The sequence below is a fragment of the Rothia sp. HMSC069C10 genome, from assembly GCF_001812205.1.
GTDB lineage: Bacteria > Actinomycetota > Actinomycetes > Actinomycetales > Micrococcaceae > Rothia > Rothia mucilaginosa.
Genome location: NZ_KV808293.1, coordinates 18,970 through 38,366 on the forward strand (window position 1 = coordinate 18,970; position 19,397 = coordinate 38,366).

Annotated in this window: 12 protein-coding genes; 4 read left to right on the forward strand and 8 right to left on the reverse strand. The window is 58.2% G+C overall.

What is annotated here, in order from left to right; genetic code table 11:
* Positions 1-177: 177 nt before the first annotated feature.
* Complete coding sequence (locus HMPREF2842_RS01760; RefSeq protein ID WP_070642222.1) at positions 178-525, forward strand: hypothetical protein; 348 nt, start codon at positions 178-180, stop codon at positions 523-525.
* A gap of 94 nt (positions 526-619) precedes the next feature.
* On the opposite strand, the gene HMPREF2842_RS01765 is transcribed toward HMPREF2842_RS01760, so the two are convergent.
* Complete coding sequence (locus tag HMPREF2842_RS01765; RefSeq protein ID WP_070642226.1) at positions 620-1,366, reverse strand: hypothetical protein; 747 nt, start codon at positions 1,364-1,366, stop codon at positions 620-622.
* A gap of 1,207 nt (positions 1,367-2,573) precedes the next feature.
* On the opposite strand from HMPREF2842_RS01765, the gene HMPREF2842_RS01775 reads away from it, so the two are divergent.
* The gene (locus tag HMPREF2842_RS01775) at positions 2,574-3,239 is read left to right on the forward strand and encodes a hypothetical protein (RefSeq protein ID WP_070642235.1); all 666 of its coding nucleotides are present in this window, start codon (positions 2,574-2,576) and stop codon (positions 3,237-3,239) included.
* A 110-nt stretch (positions 3,240-3,349) separates the two neighbouring features.
* Here HMPREF2842_RS01775 and pdxT read toward each other — a convergent pair whose 3' ends face one another.
* Complete coding sequence (gene pdxT, locus HMPREF2842_RS01780; protein WP_049346512.1) at positions 3,350-3,988, reverse strand: pyridoxal 5'-phosphate synthase glutaminase subunit PdxT; 639 nt, start codon at positions 3,986-3,988, stop codon at positions 3,350-3,352.
* 115 nt (positions 3,989-4,103) lie between these two features.
* Positions 4,104-5,009: a pyridoxal 5'-phosphate synthase lyase subunit PdxS gene (gene pdxS, locus HMPREF2842_RS01785; RefSeq protein WP_005507298.1), complete on the reverse strand. Its 906-nt coding sequence runs from the start codon at positions 5,007-5,009 to the stop codon at positions 4,104-4,106.
* A 435-nt stretch (positions 5,010-5,444) separates the two neighbouring features.
* Between pdxS and HMPREF2842_RS01790 the strand changes: the two genes are divergently transcribed.
* Positions 5,445-7,085 carry a Na+/H+ antiporter gene (locus HMPREF2842_RS01790; RefSeq protein WP_049356104.1) on the forward strand — a complete coding sequence of 547 codons (1,641 nt, stop codon included), beginning with the start codon at positions 5,445-5,447 and terminating at the stop codon, positions 7,083-7,085.
* A 193-nt stretch (positions 7,086-7,278) separates the two neighbouring features.
* The gene (locus tag HMPREF2842_RS01795) at positions 7,279-8,781 is read left to right on the forward strand and encodes an MATE family efflux transporter (protein ID WP_070642238.1); all 1,503 of its coding nucleotides are present in this window, start codon (positions 7,279-7,281) and stop codon (positions 8,779-8,781) included.
* Between the two features lie 114 nt (positions 8,782-8,895).
* Here HMPREF2842_RS01795 and nadE read toward each other — a convergent pair whose 3' ends face one another.
* The 5 genes from nadE to HMPREF2842_RS01815 form a co-directional block, all read right to left on the reverse strand.
* Positions 8,896-9,729, reverse strand: coding sequence for an ammonia-dependent NAD(+) synthetase (gene nadE, locus HMPREF2842_RS01800; protein ID WP_070642241.1), 834 nt, complete (start codon positions 9,727-9,729; stop codon positions 8,896-8,898).
* A gap of 237 nt (positions 9,730-9,966) precedes the next feature.
* Complete coding sequence (locus HMPREF2842_RS01805; RefSeq protein WP_070642272.1) at positions 9,967-10,272, reverse strand: recombinase; 306 nt, start codon at positions 10,270-10,272, stop codon at positions 9,967-9,969.
* Between the two features lie 285 nt (positions 10,273-10,557).
* Positions 10,558-10,698, reverse strand: coding sequence for a hypothetical protein (locus tag HMPREF2842_RS09285; protein WP_168165832.1), 141 nt, complete (start codon positions 10,696-10,698; stop codon positions 10,558-10,560).
* 95 nt (positions 10,699-10,793) lie between these two features.
* The gene (locus HMPREF2842_RS01810; protein WP_070642244.1) at positions 10,794-14,834 is read right to left on the reverse strand and encodes a S8 family serine peptidase; all 4,041 of its coding nucleotides are present in this window, start codon (positions 14,832-14,834) and stop codon (positions 10,794-10,796) included.
* Between the two features lie 430 nt (positions 14,835-15,264).
* A complete protein-coding gene (locus HMPREF2842_RS01815) occupies positions 15,265-19,251 on the reverse strand; it encodes a S8 family serine peptidase (protein WP_070642251.1) in 3,987 nt (1,328 codons plus the stop codon).
* Between the last annotated feature and the right edge of the window lie 146 nt (positions 19,252-19,397).

Genomic DNA, 19,397 nt, shown 5'->3' on the forward strand with positions numbered 1-19,397 from the left:
GGGGGGGGGGGGAGGTGTTTACCTCTTGAATAGGGTCTATATGTACTGTAAAGTAACCCACAACACGTTATACATGTGTTGCATACTACTTGTTTTTGAGAAGTTTTCACCAATGATGGTGCGCCATCAGCTCGTCACCGGCGTAGCGAGCGAACCCCCACATGAAAGGCGGTTCCCATGTTCTTCGATATTTCTCTGATCCCGCTGGCGGTTTTGATCCTTGTGGGTCAACTGAAAAAAGCACCACCAAGGTTGCTAAACAACCCTAGCTATCAAAAGGAGAGGGAGCAGGTGCTAAAGCACCGGCGCATCCTGGATACGCTCGGCGTGGGTTTTGCTCTTGCCCTGATGATTATTCAGTGGGGTAACCCCGCGTTATCGCTTGCCTTTCAGGCGTTCGTTATTTGGTTGATTCCCAGCCAGCTGTATGATCTCTGGCAGAAGTTCAATGTGCCGCGTGGGGTACTCTTCGCGTGCGCTGTCGCGCTGATCGTTATTGAGTTTGGGTTGGCGCTCCTGCCCTAACCTGCACCCTATAACAGTTGTGGCGGTGACCGAACAACGGTCACCGCCACAACTATTTTTAAGATGAGACAGACTCAGATTAGACGGGGTTCGATTAGACAGGGTTGTCGGGGCTGGGCAGGGTTACCACCTCAGACCAGCGAGTATCCTTAGCGGCCGCACGGTTCGCGTCGCTCTTCTGCTTCACATCGGCTGGCGCCTGCTGCGCCCACAACTCAAAAGCAACAATGTAGTTCTCGGGGTAGTTTGCCGCGAGCAGCTCCTGTCGGGTCGGGAAGTACTCCTTACCCTCTCGAATATCGACATAGTTGCTTGCCTTGTAGGGGTCTGCGCTCTGGATGTCAGTGCGCGGGCCGGAGGCTACCTTTCCGCTTGCCACGTTATTGTCATCGATAGCGCGAACCCATGCTGCGGCGTAGGCGTGATCGGCCTTGTTCTTCTCGTACAGTGCCAGGCACTCGGCTCCTGCCGATTCAGCTTCGGCGCGGGTGGGGAAGTTCGCCTGGTTGCGCACAACATGCCGCGCGGAGACGTAGGAGGGCAGTGCCGTACCGCGGTCGGCGCTCATGGCTTCCTGCTGCTTGAGGGTTTCAGCTTTCGCGGCTTCGTCAGGTTCAAGGCAAGGGGTGGAGCTCTTCTTCGCCGCGGAAGAGAAAGTGGACCCGGTGGCGCTTGTAGCTGACGGGGATGAAGTCACGGTCGTATTCGAGGGTGCGGGAGTGTTTGATGCCGTGCTGGTGGAGCTACCGCAGGAGGCAAGAAGCAGGGGAAGAATCGCCAGCGCGGCACCGCGTCGTAGACCGCTGGAACGGAGCGAAAGAAAAACAGGGGTGTGGGTCATGAGACCACCTCACAAGAGGGATGGAACGATATATTGCGTCTAAACATACCCAAATATTTGATACATGGTCAATGGAAAATACCATCTTAGTTTAAAACCAACACTCTAGACGCAAGATGTGCAACCCAGTAGTCTTAAAGTTCTGACCTGCTTAAACATGAGGTAGACGGGGTAAGAGCGCGGAGGGTTTGCAGGTCGCCTACTTGTCTTAGCATTGGCTTCGGGGCTTAGTGGATAAGAAAAACAATATTGAGGCTATGCGTTCGGTGTTCCGCTACTAGCTTTTTATGCTACTGAAAGGAAATGGCATCATGAATTCTACTTATAAAATGTTCGCCGTAAATGAGAAAATAATTTTGTATATCTTGTTTCTCATTGTATTGCAATTTTTCTATATTTTCCCAACTAGCCTGTATACAAGTTTCAATGGATTTGTCTCGCCATGTGATGGGTGGCAAGATAGCTATTTCGACCATATACCCTTCTTCGTGGTGGGAGTTGTACTTGCTAGCTTGTGGCAAATTTTTAGTATATGGCTGAGTGTAAAGCTTCGCATAGGCATTTTTTGGATTGCCTCGCTATATTTAGTTTTTAAAATGTATGGGACTTATGAAATTTTAAAAGGCAATATCTTAAGTTCATGTAAAGTTCCTACAGAATATATGCATGGAATATTGTGGCCATATGATCTACAGGCATTCATTCTCTTGGGTCCCGATATTGTCTCATACATTATTTTTATAGCAGTTTTTATCGCATGTTCTAAGCGTAGCTACTGGGTGCCAACCGTCGCAGCTATAGCCGCATTTGTTGCACAGTGCGTCCTCTCGGTACTGCTCTGGGAATACGTTAGGGGACTTATCTATTTCCTCCTGCAGTAGCGTTGGGCTGTTGAGGTGCAGGCTTTTGTAGGGCTGGAGGGTGCGTGACGGGCACTCTGAGTGTGCTCCTCCGGGCATGTTGGCTTCTGCTGATTATCGGGCAAATAGCAATATCTGATGCTGGTGTTTTAGCGCCATGTTTGCCTCAAAAGCCCGGTAGTCTCCGTGCTTACGCAGGTCAAGACGCTGAACAAGCTTGTATGCCGATTGTCTTCCGAGATGTTGGAGTTTAAAAAATAAACACATTTTTCTCTTGACCAGGTATCAAAACTGCCCGTATAGTGAGGGTCAATTCGGCATGTTCCAGCCCACAATGAGGTGACATTATGGCCCTGAATTCTAGGATCCCCAACCCCCGCTATAACGCACTGCGATACGGTGCTGCTCTTTCAACCCTGCCTCTGTTCCTTGCCGCCTGCGGCGGTGCAAACACTGCGGCAAGTAGCACCTCCTCGCCCTCCACGGCGAGCGCCTCAGCAACGGCAAGCACCACGCCCACCGTCAGCTGCTCCTCATACTCCGCTGAAGATCTCGCATCAGCAGAAGCCGCCAAGCCCGTCCCGCGCACCGATGAACAATACCCCGCGTACATCCAGTACCGGCACATCCTCGCAGACGGCGCCCACATCATTGAGCCCAGCGAAATCGACAGCAAGTGCCACGCCGCACTCAAAGCAGGGCGCAGCACCCTCCCCGAATACGTTCAAAACATCGATGTCTACAACGCCCGCCCCAGCGTCGGGCTCTCCGACCCCTTCGCCGGTAGCGAGTACCGAGACATCAAGGACCGCAACGAATTCATCCCCCACCGCGCAGACCTGGAAGAAGCCGCCTACCCCGAGATGATTATTCGTCTCTACGAAAAGTGGTACGAGGCAGCCCCCGCAGACATCAAGACGCTCAGCGACGGCAACCGTGCACGATTCCTCGCCACAAGCGCCTACCAGCAGTGGAAGGCCCAGCCCCAAACCCCCAGCAGCTCCCGCCCATAAGTCCACTCACGCATAAACCCGCGCAAAAACAGTTGTGGCGGTGACCGAACAACGGTCATCGCCACAACTCTTTAAACGGTCATTACCGGGCTTATTTTTTGGGGGAGGGGCTACTTGCCCTTCACCTCGCGTGCCAGAGCCAGTAGCTCCTCATGCACCGTCGTATCGCCCGTAACCTCCGGGTGGAAAGAAATACCAATCAGGTTGCCCGAACGCACACCCACAATCTTCCCCTCATGACGAGCCGTCACCTGCACACCCTCACCAGTGCCAGTCACAATCGGCGCACGAATAAACGCCGTATCAATAACCACCTCATCACCGGCAGGGGTCAGCCACGGCAGGCGCACCTCCGCAGAATCAACCTGCGAACCAAACGCGTTACGACCCACCGAAACATCCAAAACACCCAGCGACTGCTGACCCGGCGCCGGATCATCAATACGCTCCGACAACATAATCAGGCCAGCACAGGTACCCAGAGTCGGCAGACCCGAAGAAATCGCCTCAATCAGCGGCTCACGCACACCAAAAATACGGGTCAAACGGTCAATCGTCGACGACTCACCACCCGGCAAAACCAGCGCATCCAGACCCTCAAGCTGCTCACCAGTACGCACCCAACGCACCTGCGCACCCAGAGACTCCAGCATCTCCGCATGCTCACTCACGCCGCCCTGCAACGCCAAAACACCAACCGTCAAACCCTCACCCGGCAAAACACCGGTAGGCTGAACCTTCTCAACCATCACCGCTCCCTTCACAAAACAACAAACACAACAAACGCAAGGAGGGTGGGACCCGCCTCAGCGAACCCCACCCCCTCATCAAACACTCACCCCAAATGCGGGGTGCGCGCACGAATTACCAGCCGCGCTCCGCCAGGCGGTGCGGTGCCGGAATGTCAGCAACGTTAATGCCGACCATAGCCTCACCCAGGCCGCGAGAAGCCTCAGCAACCTTCTCCGGGTCATTGTAGAAAGCAGTAGCCTTCACAATAGCCTTCGCACGAGCAACCGGGTCGCCCGACTTGAAAATACCGGAGCCAACGAACACGCCGTCAGCGCCCAGCTGCATCATCATTGCAGCGTCAGCGGGGGTAGCCACGCCACCAGCGGTGAACATCACCACGGGCAGCTTACCGGTCTGAGCAACCTCACGAACCAGCTCGTACGGTGCAGCCAGTTCCTTAGCCTTCACGTACAGCTCGTCGGGCATGGTGTTGTACAGGCCCTGCAGCTCAGCAATCTGACGCTTAATGGTGCGGATGTGCTTAGTCGCCTCAGAGACGTCACCGGTGCCAGCCTCGCCCTTCGAACGGATCATAGCGGCACCCTCGGTGATACGGCGCAGAGCCTCACCCAGGTTGGTAGCACCGCACACGAAAGGCACCTTGAACTGGTGCTTATCAATGTGGTTCACGTAGTCAGCGGGGGAAAGAACCTCAGACTCGTCAATGTAGTCGACCTTCAGGGTCTCCAGAATCTGAGCCTCAACGAAGTGGCCGATGCGTGCCTTCGCCATGACCGGAATCGAAACAGCATCAATGATGCCCTCAATCATGTCCGGGTCAGACATACGAGCCACGCCGCCCTGCGCACGAATATCCGCGGGAACGCGCTCGAGAGCCATGACGGCAACAGCGCCAGCATCTTCAGCGATCTTAGCCTGTTCGGGGGTGACGACGTCCATGATGACGCCGCCCTTGAGCATGTCGGCCAGGCCGCGCTTAACAAGCGGGCTGCCGGTTACGGTGTTGTTATCAGTCATGACCTTATCTTCTCACGTTCTGAGTGTTCGCGCGCACTCACAGGGGCGGATTTTCTGTTCTCTGACACAGTACGACCCCAAGTTCACGTCAGAACGACACAAAACGTCATGAAAAGCGGTTAGAGTAGGGCGGTTCATGGGCTGAGCAGGCCCGGCTGAGCAGACCCGCCGGATGCACGCAGGTCGCCTCCCATAAACTCACATCCCGAGCGGCCATAAGGCAAGGTTTTGCTCAGGGTAAACATCCACCCACCCGCACTGAACAACGGTAAAATACAGAAGCTACGCCCGCACTCGTCCCCACGCGGAAGCCTCACGGCCCAGGGAACGAGCAAAACATTTTGGGCACCTCGGCACCCGCACACTCGCGGACATCAGCCGTCTATCAGACGCACACCATGAACCAGCCGCCACATCCAAAAGGAACACACCAAATTGCTTGAAGTCATCATTGCCCTATCGCTGGCAATTCTTCTGGGTAATATCCTCGCCCATAAAATACGGATAACCCCCGCCATTCTGCTCATTTTCCTGGGGCTTGTGCTGGCGCTCATCCCCGTTCACGCCATGCACGAGGTGCGCGAGGTCGGGCTGCCACCGCACGTGATTCTCGAAATCTTCCTGCCCGTGATGCTGTTCTGGGAGACCCGAAACACCTCCTGGCGTGAGGCGCGCGCTCGTCTGCGCGGCATTCTGCTCTCGGGCACGGTGCTCGTAATTTTCACGGCGTTCGTTATCGCCTGGGTGCTTCACACATTTATGGGCGTCTACCTGTGGCATGTGGCGCTGATTATCGGTGTGGCGCTCGCCCCCACCGATGCTGTGGCCGTGGCAACGCTCAACGGCAAACTCCCCAAATCTTCCATCACCACCCTTAAAGCGGAAGCACTCATTAACGACGGCACCACCCTAGTTCTTTTCGCACTCGCCCTGCAGCTTGCGGGTGGTCATGAACTTACCCTGGGGACTGCATCCGGAATGTTCTTCTTCTCGTTCCTGATTGGAACTCTCGTTGGCCTGGCCGTCGGATGGGGTGTAGATAAGCTGCGTGCGCACATCGGCAACCCCATGAACTTCAGCGTGTTCATGTTTACCGTGCCGTTTATTGCTTTCTTCCTGGCTGAAGAGATCGAGCCTTTTGAGGGCATGAAAGGTTCCGGAGTGGTGGCTGTGGTGGTCGCCGCTTTCTACCTGACCTATCGCGGACCGGATACCATCAAACCCCAAAACCGTTTCTACGGTCTGCCCATCTGGTCGTTTGTCTCCTATGTCATGAACGGTGCGCTCTTCGTGCTCGTGGGTGTTCAGCTGCCCAGCGCCACAGCGCCTGTGGATGATGTTCTTCGTGAATACAACTATGCGTGGGCTTTGACGTTCGCCGTGATTGTGGTGGCATGGCTTGTTTCCATTGCGGCGCGTTTTATTTTCCTGCACGTCTCGATCGGTATTATTCGTGCCCTTGACCGTTCAGAAAAGCAGAAGCAGCTGCGCACAACTTTCCGTGGCCGTGTAGTGAGTACCTTTGCGGGACTGCGCGGCGGTGTTTCCCTCGCGGTGGCTCTCTCCGTGCCGACTGATGTTCCCGCGCGTGACTTTATTATCTTTGTTGTTGCGGGCGTGGTTCTGCTGTCGATGGTGGTTCAGGGGATGCTCCTGCCGCTCGTTATTAGGTGGGCGAAAATTCCGGTTGATACCACCGAAGAAGATGAGATTAATGAAGCAATCCGCACGATCATTGCCGAGTCCTTCGACTCTGTGGCTGAGATCGGCCAGGAAATTGGTGCACCACAGTGGATTATCGACCGCATTGCCGACGAACAGATGTACAACGCGAGTATACACCGCAACCTGCACGCCGTTCGTAAAGACGGTGCGAATGCGCCGGAAGAAGCCCGCCGCATTATTGAAGCGGGCGACCTTGAGAAAGAGCTGCGCCTGCGGCATTTGGAGAAGCAACGCAGCGTGCTCAAGCGCCTGCGTAATGAGCGCATAATCGACACGAATGTGCTCCACGCGATTCAGGAAATCCTGGATATTGAGGAGGTTCGCGTGCTTGGTCCGGTTGAACTCGAATAGCTCACACTCCTACATGCGATACGTATGAGGCGAGGCGCCCCACCCCGAATAGCGGGGGAGGGGCGCCTCGTTACTTTTTATGGCTAAACCCCTAGCCCAACCACTACGTGGAAACGGTACAATACACTAGCCCGTTTTTTGTGCGGACCACGCTTCTTACCGCGCACCGGACACCACGCAGACCAAGGAACCTATGACGTCCCACCAGACTGAAAATAACGCACCCAAAAATAGCGCACCCGCCGCAGGACACCGCCCGCACGGCGTAAGCGAAGACCCGCAGAACATCTACCTGCTCAAAGACGCCCCCATCCTCAAGGCGCTCCTCTCCCTCGGCGTGCCCATGGCACTCGGCCTCGCCATCACCAGCATCTACAACGTGGTGAACTCCTACTTCGTCGGCCACTACGGCGGCACCGAAGACCTCGCCGCCACCAGCTACGGCGTGCCCGTCTTCGGCGTCATCATGGCGATCGCAGGCCTGTTCGGCCTGGGCTCCTCAACCCTCGCCTCCCGCAAGCTCGGTGAAGGCCAGCCCGCCCACGAAATTCACCGCGTCACCTCCTTCGCCCTCTACTCGGCGCTCGGTGCCGGTATCGTCGCGGCGGCTATCGGCTTCATCCTCGCCGACCCGATCACCAGCATCATGGGTGCATCCGGCGGCTCCTACGAACCGACCCGCATCTACGTGCACCTCATGTTCCTCGGCGCGCCCCTCGCTATCGGCATGTTCACCCTCGAACAGCTCGTCCGATCCGAAGGCTACGCCAAGCAGTCCATGTACGGCATCATCGTCGGCACCGTCGTCACCTGCATCTTCGACGTGCTGTTCATCGCCATCATGGGCATGGGCGTCGCCGGTGCCGGTTGGGCGATGTTGCTGGCGAACGGCGCATCCATGCTGTACTACCTGCTGTTCCTGATGCGTCAGAGCGAGAACTTCTCCGCGAACATCCGCGACTTCTCCCTCGACCCCGCCATCATCAAGCCCGTGGTCGCGGTCGGTGCCGCCGAGCTCATTCAGAGCCTCAACCTGATCTTCGCCGCCCTGCTGCTGAACAACCTCGCCGCCTCCTACGGTGACGACACCGTCGCGGCGTTCGGCCTGGCAATGCGCCTGAACATGGTGCCCGAAATGCTGTGCATGGGCCTGTGCATGGGCGGTATCCCGCTGTACGCCTACGCGTACGGTGCCCGCAACGGCGCCCGCGTGAAGGAGGCGCTGCGTACCGCAACGATCCTGTCCGTGGCGACCTCCGCAATCATCACCATTCCGGTGCTGATTTTCCGCCGCGAACTGCTCGCCGTGGTTGGCGATGCAAGCCTCATCGACACCGGCGAAGAGGTCATGATCGCGCTCATGCTCGCCGCCGTGTTCAACGCGGTCAGCATCGTGTTTGTGTCTTGGTTCCAGGCGGCCGGTAAGGGCGGCCCGGCAATGCTGATGACCATCGGTATTGCGTTGCTGTTCTTCCCCGCCGTGTACTTCGGTAACATGTGGTTCGGATTTAAGGGCCTGACCTGGGCGTTCCCCTTCACCCAGGTGCTCGCCTGTGCGCTGGGTCTGGTGCTGTTCCTCGCCACGGGCGGCTCGAAGGTACCGCCCGCTGAGCCTGAGGTAGAAGCTGAAGGTTCTGAGGATTCAGACGTTCAGGCTGCCCAGGTTTCTGGCGCACAGCCCGAACAGAAGGCATAGTCCTCGGTCTGCGAAAACATAGTAAAAGCCCCGGACTCCCACCAAGGGAGCCGGGGCATTTACGTTAGTTCTATGGCGGTTAAAGCGCTAGTGTTTCGGCGCTAGTTCTTCCACCTAGTTCTTCCACCAGGAATCAAAAATCGTCACCGGAGTAGTGCGCTTATGGCGGCTACGCAGGTAAATCTGCTCCAGCTTCGCAGCTGCCGCCTCGTCGATTTCCTTACCCTCCAGGTAGTCATCAATCTGCGGGTACGTCAGACCCAGCTCATCCTCATCGGTACGGCCGGGCACGCCGTCCAGCAGGTCAGCCGTCGGCGGCTTAGCCCACAGACGCTCAGACGCACCCAGCACCCGCAGCAGCAACTGGTTCTGGCGCTTATTCAGACCAGCCAGCGGCAGCAGGTCCGCGCCGCCGTCACCGAACTTCGTGAAGAAACCCGTAATGGACTCCGCCGCATGGTCGGTACCCACCACCAGGTAGCCGGGGCCGCCAGCAACCGCGTACTGGGCGATCATGCGGGCGCGCGCCTTCACATTACCCTTGTTGAAGTCGCTCATCTGCTCGCCTGTCGCGGCAGCGTAGGCGGTGTCGAAACCGTCGACAGCCTCCGCAATGTTGAAGGTCAGGGAACGGGTGGGCTGGATGAAACGCAGCGCCTCCTGCGCGTCCTCTTCGTCGTGCTGCACACGGTAGGGCAGACGCACCGCCACGAACTCGGTGGTGCGGCCACGCTCGTTGAGGCGGTCCACCGCCAGCTGGCAGAGGCGACCCGCCAGGGTGGAGTCGATACCGCCGCTGATGCCCAGTACCAGGCCGCGGCTTCCGGTGGCTTCCAGGTAGTCGCAGATGAACTGGATGCGGCGCTCCACTTCTTCGCGTGCCTGCTCTTCGGTCATGTTGGGCTTGACGCCCATTTCACGGATGATCTGTGCCTGTAATTCACGCATGACTTAAGTGTACGCTCCACCTTATAGCCCGTGCGGTGAACCGCCGAGGGAAGCAAGGTAGTGTTCCACACGGTGCGTTCAGACCCGCCCGCGCTAACTAGCCCACCTCGGGCAGGGTGAGGCAAGCAAATACCCCCGGCAGACGCGTACAGCATCCGCCGGGGGTATTTAGCTAGAATGAGAATGGCGTCAAAAAATAAATTACATCCCTAATAGTATTAAATCATTTTAGGTGTATTAATTTTTTCGACGATCTTCCTTGCGGGAGATTTTTTCGATTGACGCCTCTATATTATTTTTTTTATAGTTAAGCCACCAAAGGCTAAACATCCCGCTAATAGTATTTTTGCCAATATCGACAATACTTGGAAGTCCTTGGTCTTTGAGGGATTTTTCAATCTCTTCATGTGAATAACCCTGTTCTTTCATGATTTCAACAAGGCTACTAGCTTCGGCGTGAGGCCCAGAAATCATTGGGTGGTGATCAATCTTGTTCTGTATGTCAACAATCTCGTCGTAGAGGGCTTCTTTATTTTTTGCCATGAGTATCAACGCCCCAACGAAGATTGGAAAAAATATTAGACATAATTTCCTCCTAATAATAAATCGAAAAATTAACGGTGTGTTGTGTTTCATAGATTAGCAGATTTGGAGTGGATTAATCCAGGAAAAATACTGTTGAAAATATCACATATTGCACTACATTGAAATATGTTTGATTTTGTGCTTTTCTATGGTTTTCATAAAATATTTTCATAAAAATTTCTTGGGTTTATGTGGGTTTAAGGGCTTGTGGTGTTTACCGGGGGTATTTCTTTCGAAGGAATATCAGCGGCTTAGATGTTCAAAGACGCTCTCATAGCGATCAACGAAGTCCACCGCCGCGTTCAGAAGCTCCTCCTGGTCGAGGACATCCCGAGTAGCTGACAGCGTCTCATCCTCGCCGTTCTGAACCTGTAACTCACGCATAAGTTAAGTCTACGCCGCAGACATAACAGCCCACAGAAAAGGCCGTGCCGGGGCAGAAAACTCCACTCCGACACGGCCCTCACATCCGCATCCGACTAGCGGTTATTCAGTACACGCACGTTATAGCGGTGCAAGAACGCCGCCATCGCGCCACGCTCAATCGGCTGAACCGGACGGAACGAACCATCAGCCCAACCAGTCGTAATACGCTGCTCAGCCAACCACGAAATCTCACGATAGAACTGGCTACCGGCCGACACGTCACTAAACGGCGACGCCACCGGAGCAGAATACGCCGGCGAACCCGCAAAACGGTAGAAGAACGCCGCCATAGCGTCACGGTTCACCGCAGCATTCGGACGGAACGTACCATCCGACCAACCGGTCGTAATACCGCGGGCACGCATCCACTCAATCTCCTTGTAGAACGGGTGATCACGCGGCACATCCTTAAAGCTCGGAGTGCTCGGCGCAGTGAACTGCGGCGAACCCGCCATACGGTAGAAGAACGCCGCCATCGCGCCGCGCTCCACCGAACCGTTCGGGCGGAACGTACCATCCGGGTAGCCGGTCGTAATACGACGCTGAGCCAGCCAGTTAATATCATTCACGAACGGGTAATCCGCCGGAACATCCGTAAAGTGCGCGCTCGCGGCGGTATCCTCAGAGTTCGACGAGACACGCAGAACCTGCGCACGCTCACCCGCAGCCCCATTCACACCGGACAGGTCGCCGGTCGCATTGTGCATGTGCAGGAACAGCGCAGAAACGTTCTTCGCGTCGCCGTTACGGTGCGCCACCAGCTGAGTCTCCGGTGCGTCCACGAACAGGTTCGGCACGCCCGCCGAATCGCCACTGAACCACAGCTTCGGCGCCGCATAGTTGAACACCACCGAATCAGTCGTATCAACCACGGTCGTCGCGGAGAACGCGCTAGAAGTGGTCACCGAGTACGAAATCTCAGTGGACTCGGCGTCCGGGTCCAGACCCAGAACGCTCAGCGGAACAGTCATCACCAGGGTGTTCGAATCCATGATGTTGGTGTCCGTATCACCCCAGGTGCCGTTCAGCGGGTACAGGGCGTTCTCAATGGCCTGCCACTTGCCGTTGCTGCGCTTAGAAACCTTCACCAGCGGGTAGTCCAGGCCCTTCTCACGCACCGTCTGCAGGCGGTAGTCGCTCGTGCCGTCCTTGTCGGTATCAATGAACACGTAGTAGGTGCCGCGCGGGGTCACCTCCTGCCAGTTACCCCAGGTGGAAATACCGAAGGACAGGCGCGCCTCGGAGGTGTCCGCACCGGCAGCCTTCAACGCCGCCACGTTCGAGGCGGCACCCACGTACTGCAGGTCCATGCGGGAATCCGAACCCACACCCAGCTTCGCGGTCGGGATGCGCGGGCTCGAAGCGCCCAGCTCAAAAGCACCCAGCAGGGAGCGGTAACCGCCCTGATCCACCGCGGTACCCTGCAGGGTCAGGGTCTGCTCTAGCGCGCCCGGACCGTTCGAATCGAAGGCGATATCGGAGCCAGCCACACGCATCGCGGAGACAGGCTTCGGTGCCACATGCAGCGGCATGCGCAGGGTCTTCACCGCAGCCGAAGAGTCAGCATCGGTCAGAATCAGGCGGCCCGAAGCGCTCGCAATGTACTGGCGGGCACCCGAAATGGTGACCGTACCGGTCGAGTAGTTCACCGAATCCTGGTTCGGGTACATGGACGGGTCGCGGGTCTTTTCCAGCTTCGACGGGTCAATGCGCACCGTCACGGTGAACGTTGCCTTCTGACCGGCACCCACAGACACGGACTGCGGGTAGGAGAACTCCACACCCGGGATGCTCGTGCTGCCCTCATAGTTCAGGGTGTAGGTGTGCGCCACCGAGTCGGTATTCTCAACGCTCACGCGGTGCTGCAGGGTCTGCACACCGGCGTTCGGGGTGTACTCGAGCACACCGAAAGTGTCCGAAACCTGTTCGGGGCGTGCCGCGTTGAACAGCATGACGCGGTCAGCCACCGCCGCACGCGTGTTGATGCGGCCGGTACCCACGCGGTCCACCGCGTAGGGGTTGCCCCAGGCGTCCTGCATGTGGTGGTCGGCGGTGTTCATGATGACGGTCTTAAGCATGCGCGGACCGTACTCCGGGTGCGCCTGCATGATCAGCGCCGCAACACCGGCAACAAACGGCGTGGACATGGACGTACCGGTCTTCACGCTCGAACCGGTGCCGCTACCAACCTCGATGGAGGAAATGTTCGTGCCCGGTGCCGCAACGTCCGGCTTGGTGATGCCGTGCGAACCGTGCAGGCCACGCGCGGTGGAGGTGTTCGCCTGATCCAGCTTGCCGTTGGGCACACGGATTGAGTCGCGCAGGTTCTCGCCGAGCTGCAGGGTCAGCTCACCCGAATCAATCTGCGCGGAAAGGCGCTCCACCTGGCTCTTTGCCAGGCGCACGCCCGGAATGGAGGAGTTACCGCCGATAGCGGTGTCACCAACCTCAGTGTTCGAGGTGAGCACCACGCCGGTCGCGCCAGCCGCCTGCAGGTTGTCGAAGCGTACCTTCGAACCGCAGGGGGCGGTGCCGTCAGCGTCCGCCCAGTCGATGAGAGCCCACTTGCCCTTCAGTGCTGCAGCTTCCTCTTCGGTGAATGCCTCGCAGGCGTAGCGGTTGCGGGAGGCGGCACGCACCACGGTGCCGCGTAGCTGCTCCTCGGTCGCCTTCGAGTAGTCGAAGCTCACCGAGTAGTCACCGTAGGTGTCTGCCTCGTTCGCGGGGGCGAGAATCTTCACGCGGTCTACCAGCTGGGTCGAGCCGATGGAGTTCGCCACGGTCAGGCCGTAGGCGCTGGTGCCGGGGCCGCCCGAGTTGGAGTAGGTGTCGCCCACGGCGTTGTAGTTGTTGGCGTTACCCGCTGCAACCACGGAGAGGATGCCCTCGCGGTAGAGGGAACCGACCGCGTAGTTCACGGTCTCATCGAACACGCCGAACTCGTTGCCGAGCGACAGGTTCGCGATGTCAGCGCGGTCGGAGAAGTCGCCGTCGTCGTTGGGGTCGAGCACACGGTCCAGGCCCTTGGGGACGAACGCGGTGGTACCCTTACAACCGAAAATGCGCAGGCCAATCAGCTGGGCGTCCGGCGCGGAGCCGGGGCCGATCTTCATGTCCTTGAGCTGCTCTTCGGTGAGCTTGGAGTAGTCGCCGTGGAAGGTGCTGCCGTCCGCGTTCACGCCGTAGCCTGCCGCGGTGCCCGCCACGTGGCTGCCGTGGCCGCCGCAGTCGAGCGGGTTGTTATCCGGGTGGGGAGTGGAGGTTTCCTTCTTACCGGAGTTGTAATCGTCACCGACCAGGTCGTAGCCGCCGAGGAACTTCTTCGGATCGTAGGTGCCCTCGGGAATCGTGTCGGATGCCTTTGCCTTCTCGAAGGCTTCCTGCGTGCCGGGGCCACCCAAATCGGCGTGCGTGTAGTCGATACCGGTATCGAGCACGACAATCTTCACGCCCTTGCCGGTGTAGCCGGTGGAGGCGGGGTTTGCCGGGCTCTTCGCCCACACGGAGAGCGTGTCCGTATCAATGAGGGTGCCGCTGTTCTGCGGTGCCATGTCCTCAATGATGCTGATGCGTTCCACATCGTCGCGGTTCGCGAGCGCACGAATCTGCTCGACGTTACCGTAGAGCGCCACGCCGCGCATCGTGTTGTGGGTGGTGTACAGGACCTGCGCGCCGGATTCCTTCGCCGCGGAGGCGCCCTGCTGCTGCACGCTGGCGCGGATTGCCTGCACCTGTGCTTGCGCGTTGACGGGTGCCTGCGCGCGGGAGCGGACCGCGTCCGGCTGGGTCTGGGCGTACGCGCCCTGACCCTTGAATCGGACGAACACGGCGCGTTCGCCGGTGGCGCCGTCCAGGCTGGGGGAGAGAACTTCGTTGTTGTTCTCGCCGGTGCCGGTGTTCTGGTGGGGTGCGTCCCGGTCTGCGCCGCGTACTACGCCCGGTGCCGCGTAGGCGGCGGTACCGAACGGCAGGGCGGTCAGCCCGAGGGTGAGCCCCAGGGTGAGTGCGCCGCAGCTGCGTGCCAGCTGCTTGAGGCGACCCGGCTGTGTGTGCCGGGCGGCTCGCGCGGGGGTAGCTTCAGGGAAGGTTGCCACTGAATGCTCCTTTTTAGTGATGGTGCGTTTCTTAGCGGTTTCTGCGCCGAGGTTCTGCGCCGAGGTTCTGCGCCGAGAGTTCTACTCGGAGAGCTGTACGGCAAGGGTTCTGCACCGAGAGTGCTTCGGTGCGTCTGCACTGTGTTTCCAGTGCGCCTCCAGTGCGTCTGTGCGGCGTGAACGTCAAGGTTCATGCCGATGGTGAAGAAACCTTCACTTATTGTCTCAACGATTCTTTATATAACCCAGTCAGAATCGTATTACGGAACATTACACGTAAATAAAAAGCACCCAACCACAGAAAAAGGGAGCCGCACCGCCGCAGATAAACTGCAACGGTACGGCTCCCTCGGTAAAACCTGCTGAGGTAGCACCTACAGCGGTAGAACCTTACAAACCCTAGATTTCAGGGTTTTTAGATCCTGTGCCTCTAGATTTCAGGGCTTTCCTTCAGCACACCCGTGCTGTAGCGGTACACGAACGCCGCCATAGCGTCGCGGTGCACCGGCTCCACGGGGCGGAACGAACCATCGGGCCAGCCGGTGGTCACGCCCTGCTCAGCCAGCCACGAAATCTCGCGGTAAAACTGCTTGTCGGTCGGAACGTCCGTGAAACGAGCCTGCGCGGGGGCAGTGTACTCGGGCGAACCCGCGTAACGGTAGAAGAACGCAGCCATCGCGTCACGGTTCACCGAACCCTCCGGGCGGTACGTACCATCGGGCCAGCCGGTCGTGATGCCCTGAGCCTTCATCCACTCAATCTCCTTGTAGTAGGGGTGGTTGAGCGGAACATCCGAGAAGCTCGGGGTGGACGGTGCGGTGTACTGCGGCGAGCCGCTCATACGGTAGAAGTACGCAGCCATGGTTGCGCGGTCCATGTTGTTCAGCGGACGGAAGGTGCCGTCCTGGTAGCCGCGGTCAATCTGACGGGCAGCAATCCACGTGATTTCACGGTAGAACTGGTTATCCGCCGGAACGTCGGTGAAACGTGCATCGTGGAGGGTGCGAGCCACCTTCACGACCTGCGCACGGTCGCCAGCGGCAACACCGTTAGCGGTCTTACGGCCGCTCAGGTCACCGGTCGCGTTGTGCATGTGCAGGAACAGAGCCTGACGCTCCTTGTTGTTGTTCTTGCGGTGAACGGTCAGCTGACCGCCGTCACGGTCCACGAACAGGCCGGGCACGCCCGACTCCTCACCGGTGAACCAAACACCGGGGTTGAAGGGGGAATACTCGATAGCCGAGGTGGTGTCCACGTAGGGGTTGCCATCGTTGTGCCAGGTGTCGGTCTGCACCGTGTACTTGATGGTCTGAGCCTTCTCAGCGGTCAGGCCCAGGTCCTTCAGCGGCACGCCCAGAATCATGGTGTTGGTGTCCATGATGTTGGTGTCGGTATCGCCCCAGGCGTTGTTCAGCGGGTAGCGAGCCACCACGGTGGATGCGTTACCGGAGATGGACCAGACCTTCACCAGCGGGTAGTCCAGACCCTTCTCGCGGGTCACCTCCAGAACGTAATCTGCGGCGGAGTCGTTGTTCGTATCAATCTGAACCTGTACCTGACGGCCCCAGTGCATAGTGTCCCAGGTGCCCCAGGTCGAAATACCGAAGAACAGAGAACCATCGTTCGGGTTCTTGCCCGCAGCCTTCAAAGCCGGAGCATCCGAGGCGGCACCCACATACTGCAGGTCAACAGACTGGTTCGACGGCAGCTTCAGCTGACCGGACGGAATGCGGTCACTGACCGCACCCAGCTCAAACGCACCCAGAAGCGAACGGTAACCACCCTGGTTCAGGGTCGTACCGCGCAGAGTCACCGTGGACTCCTTATCTGCAGTGCCTTTGTAGTCAATACGGGACGCATCAACACGCATCGCCGAAACAGGCTTCGGCGCCACATGAATCGACTGGCGGATCGCTTCGCGGCCATTCTCAGAGAAAATCAGGCGACCAGAAGCGCTCGCAATGTACTGGCGCTTACCAGCAGCCAGAGTCTTACCGGTCGTCCAGTCCTGAGCGACCTGGTCGGCGCTCATCGCCGGGTCCATGGTCTTCTCCAGCTTGGACGGGTCAATACGCACGGTCACGGTCACGTTCTTACGCTCACCGGCGCCCACGCTCACCTGCTGCGGGTAGGAGTACTCCACACCCGGGATGGTCGTGCTTGCCTCGTAGCTCAGAGTGTAGGTGTGAGCCTGCGAATCGGTGTTGTCCAGCACGATTTCACGCTGAACAGTTTGAATACCCGAATCGGGGGTGTACTCCAGCACACCAAACGCGGTCGAAACACGCTCGGGGGTCTTCGCATCGTACGCAATGACCTTCGCGTCCACGGCTGCGCGAGCATTCACCATGCCCGTACCCACACGATCCACCGCGTACTGCGCACCCTGCTCATTCTTGATCGGGGTGGACGCGCCGTTCATCAGCGCAGCCTTAATCATCTGCGGGTTGTAATCCTGATGCGCCTGCATCACCAGAGCGGCAATACCGGTCACATGCGGGGTCGCCATGGAGGTACCGGTGAAGGAAACGCCCTTATTACCCATACCCACAGCGGCAGACACAATCTCAGTACCCGGTGCCGCAAGGTCAGGCTTAATGAAGCCATCAGAACCGTGCTGACCGCGAGCGCTCGAGGAATTCAAATCAAAAGCGTGCGAGTGAGGACCGCGGCCCGAAGCCTTGTAATCCAGGTTCATCTCAACGGTCACCGGACCGGCTGCCAGAGCCTTCTCCAGGTCCTTCGTCGAAGAAGCAGTCAGACGCAGACCCGGAATGGTCGCATTACCACCAATGCCGATCGTGTAGCGCTCAGCCTTACCGGCCATCACCACGCCAACACCGCCGGCAGCCTGAACGTTATCGAAACGCACCTTCGAACCGCACGGGAACGTCAAATCGTCCTGATCCCACTCGAAGTAAACCCACTTACCCTTCAAAGCCTTCGCCTCTTCAGCGGTGAAAGCCTCGCAAGCGTAACGGTTACGCTTCGGCGCGGCAACAACCTCGCCGCGCAGCTGATCAGCGGACGCCTTCGAATAATCGAAGTTCACCGAATAATCACCCTGCAACCACTCCAAACCAGTCTTCGTGGTCGCGCGGACACGGTCAATCGGCTGAGTGGAGCCGTAGGCGTTCGCCACCGACAGCGCCGCAGCCGCATTCGCCGGGCTACCCGAATCGGAGTAGGTGTCACCCACACCGTTGTAGTTATTGGCGTTACCGGCAGCAGCCACAGTGAACACACCCTGGCGCGCCATCGTATTAATCATGTACGACTCAGGGTCGTCAGCCGGAGCGAACTCGCCACCGAGCGACAGGTTCACAATGTCGGCGCGGTCAGAGAAATCACCGTCACCATTCGGGTCCATCACGGTATCAAGCGCCTTCATCACAACACTCGAATTGCCGTAGCAACCGAACACACGAATCGCCAAAATCTGAGCATCAGGAGCAGTACCGGGGCCAATAGACATGCCCTTCAGCTGCTCCTCCGTCAGGTTCTTGTAATCGCCACGGTAAGTCGTACCGTTCGCCGTCACACCATAACCGGCGGCAGTACCCGCCACGTGCGTGCCGTGACCGCCAGAACCGAAACCATCCGGGCGGCAATCCAGCGGGTTATTATCCGGCTGCGGAGTCGACTTCTCAGCCACCGACGCATTGTAGTCATCACCGACCAAGTCAATGCCGCCAATGAACTTATTACGATCAATCAGACCCGAATCAGCGGACGGAAGCTCCGTCATCGCCTTAGCCTTCAGGTACGAATCCACCGTACCGGGGCCACCAAAATCAGCGTGCGTATAGTCAACACCAGAGTCAACAACCGCAATCTTCACGCCCTTACCCGTGTACCCCGTATTCTCACGAGTCCACGTGGCAAGAGTCTTCGTATCAATCTCGCTACCGGAGTTCATACGCTCCTTCGCGATAATCGGCGAAATACGCTCCACATCCGGGCGCTCCGCCAACGCACGAATCTGCGCAGCATCACCAGTAATCGCCGCACCACGCATCGCATTATGCGTGGTGTACATCAGCTTCGCGCCAGAAGCAGCCGCCACAGACTGAGCCTGCGACTGCACCTGAGCTGCAATAGCCTGCACCTGCGCCTGACGGTTCGCCGGCGCCTCCTTACGTGCCAGAACAGCCGCGGACTGGGTCTGCTCATACGCGCCCTTGCCCTTGAACTGCACATACACGGTGATTTGGCCTTCAGCCTTCTGCAGGCCCGGGCTGATACGCGAGGCAGCGTCACCGGATGCGCTCGCAGTGCTTCCTTCGACCTGCTGGGGGCTCTGAGCGTGAGCTGCAGAGAAAGTGGCGGGAACGCCGAGAGTAAGGGCAAGAGCTGCACTCAAACCGGTCGCACCGACAGCCTTCATTCTGCGGCGTGGCGCATGAGGCGTTGTCATGGAATCCTCCTTCGGATTTTCTATTTTTCGGTAATGCTGTGTGCTCTGTGGTTGTGTATCGGTGATACGCGGAGGCGGCCCCACCGGCAGACGACGAGTGAGTGCATCCGCCGGTGAAACCGCCACCAAAACTTGAGAGGTTCCGG